The 1,648-nt window shown below is 43.4% G+C and carries 2 protein-coding genes and 1 pseudogene; 1 reads left to right on the top strand and 2 read right to left on the bottom strand.

Annotation, left to right across the window (positions count from 1 at the left end; all coding sequences use genetic code 11):
• Nucleotides 1-215, bottom strand: a pseudogene (locus QZ506_RS10735) (hypothetical protein); the annotation flags it as partial.
• 203 nt (nucleotides 216-418) lie between these two features.
• The gene (locus QZ506_RS10730) at nucleotides 419-664 is read right to left on the bottom strand and encodes a YdaS family helix-turn-helix protein (RefSeq protein WP_291971013.1); all 246 of its coding nucleotides are present in this window, start codon (nucleotides 662-664) and stop codon (nucleotides 419-421) included.
• An 89-nt stretch (nucleotides 665-753) separates the two neighbouring features.
• On the opposite strand from QZ506_RS10730, the gene QZ506_RS10725 reads away from it, so the two are divergent.
• Complete coding sequence (locus QZ506_RS10725) at nucleotides 754-1,413, top strand: S24 family peptidase (protein WP_291971012.1); 660 nt, start codon at nucleotides 754-756, stop codon at nucleotides 1,411-1,413.
• Nucleotides 1,414-1,648: the final 235 nt, after the last annotated feature.

The raw sequence follows: 1,648 nt of genomic DNA, 5'->3' as shown, positions 1-1,648 counted from the left end.
CCCTCGAAGACAAAATCCTGCACACCACTGGCGGCTAAGATATCCATCGTCTCGGTGAGCTTCTCTGAGCGGCGCAGGACGGTTGAATCGGCGACACCGAGCATTTTTGCGATGTTGGTCTGGCGTATTCGGGCAATCGCCTGATATGCTGTTGTAACGAGGTGACGGCTAATGAACTCAACCGCAGAATTTTTGCGTGTTTTTGCACGTTCCATTTGTGATACTTTCCTTATTGAAAAAAACAGGTTATCGGATGCACGTGTAGAGACACGGCACCTGTGGTGTAATGTGGTAATCAACAGACGTGACGAAGCCGTGAGGCAGTCACAGTGAGTTTGTTACTGTGGGATGTTGAGTTCGCCACGTTGTCGGTGGCTTCCGTAGGACGAGTGTCCGTTGTGAAGAGCGGTACTGCTGGTTAGGCAGATAAGTATTGATAATATTTAGCTTTCTGTGGTGCCCCTACTAGGTTTTCATAAATATCAGGACGTAATTGAGCTTTGGTTACAGCACCATCGGTTGCCTCCTCCAAACTTCTGGCAAGAGAAAAACCTACTTTTTTGTAACCATTAAATATTAGTCGCAAGTATCCACGGCTACTGCCAACTTTATGAGCAAGCTTATGTTGCTCTGCGATTGTTAATGTATCCCAAAACTCTTTCATTGGTACCTCCTGTGTACATTATACAGAATAAAAATGAACACGCAAGACACTTGTACCTGATTGATACATATCGATAGAATGTTGGCAATATGAAAACTAATGATGAAATCAGGCGAGATAACGCCAGAAAGCTTCGTGATAGTGTTGGGGGAAATAATTCCTTCGCTACTTTTATTGACCGTGAATCCACTCAAGTTAGTCGTATCATCGGGAAAAATCCGACAAAAAAGATTGGGGATGACTTAGCTCGCCATATCGAAAAATGCTTTTCTTTAGCTGTCGGTTGGCTAGACAGTGAACACCAATTAAGTAATACTGTTAATATAAATAATATATCTGAAACTAATCTTGCAATACGAATGGCTCCGCTTATCTCGTGGGTTCAGGCGGGATCTTGGACTTTTATTCAAGAGCCAGAGAAGGATGATAATTTTTTGCAACAGTATCCATGCCCTGTTCCTTGTAGCGAAATGACTTACATTTTAAGAGTTGTTGGTGACTCGATGATAGAAGAATACTCGCCTGGCGAGATGATTTTTGTTGATCCAGAAGTTGAAGCCACTCATGGTGATGATGTAATAGCTTTGTTGCTTGACTCGGGGGAAGCTACATTTAAGAGACTTATTGAAGATAGTGGCAAAAAATATTTGAAGGCACTAAATAAAAACTGGCCAGAACAGTATATACAAGTAAATAGTCGTTGCTCAATAATAGGTACTGTTATTTTTTCTGGAAAAACAAGACGTTAGCTTAAACAAGAAAAAATCTTGATAAGAGCCCGCAAGTGCGGGTTTTTTTATGCTTGACATAATGTACCTTTAAGATACATTATGTCTCTCAGAGACCCACCAGACAGCCTTCAGCCAGACGGTGGACCAGCAACCCGCAACGGCAATACCCCGGCAGGCAAGACCTCGAGTTACCCGCCGATTGCCTGAGCGTAAGTAGCCAGCCCGAGGCGCACGAACATGACGGCGGTTGTGG

It is taken from the genome of Candidatus Symbiopectobacterium sp. (genome assembly GCF_020054415.1).
Classification (GTDB): Bacteria; Pseudomonadota; Gammaproteobacteria; order Enterobacterales; family Enterobacteriaceae; genus Symbiopectobacterium.
Note: the sequence above shows the minus strand (reverse complement) of the source record. Positions and strands in the feature narration are given on the sequence as shown.

Bases quoted from the DNA above. Each gene is read 5' to 3' on its own strand.
- QZ506_RS10730 (WP_291971013.1), bottom strand. From the start codon at position 664: ATGAAAGAGTTTTGGGATACATTAACAATCGCAGAGCAACATAAGCTT.
- QZ506_RS10725 (WP_291971012.1), top strand. From the start codon at position 754: ATGAAAACTAATGATGAAATCAGGCGAGATAACGCCAGAAAGCTTCGT.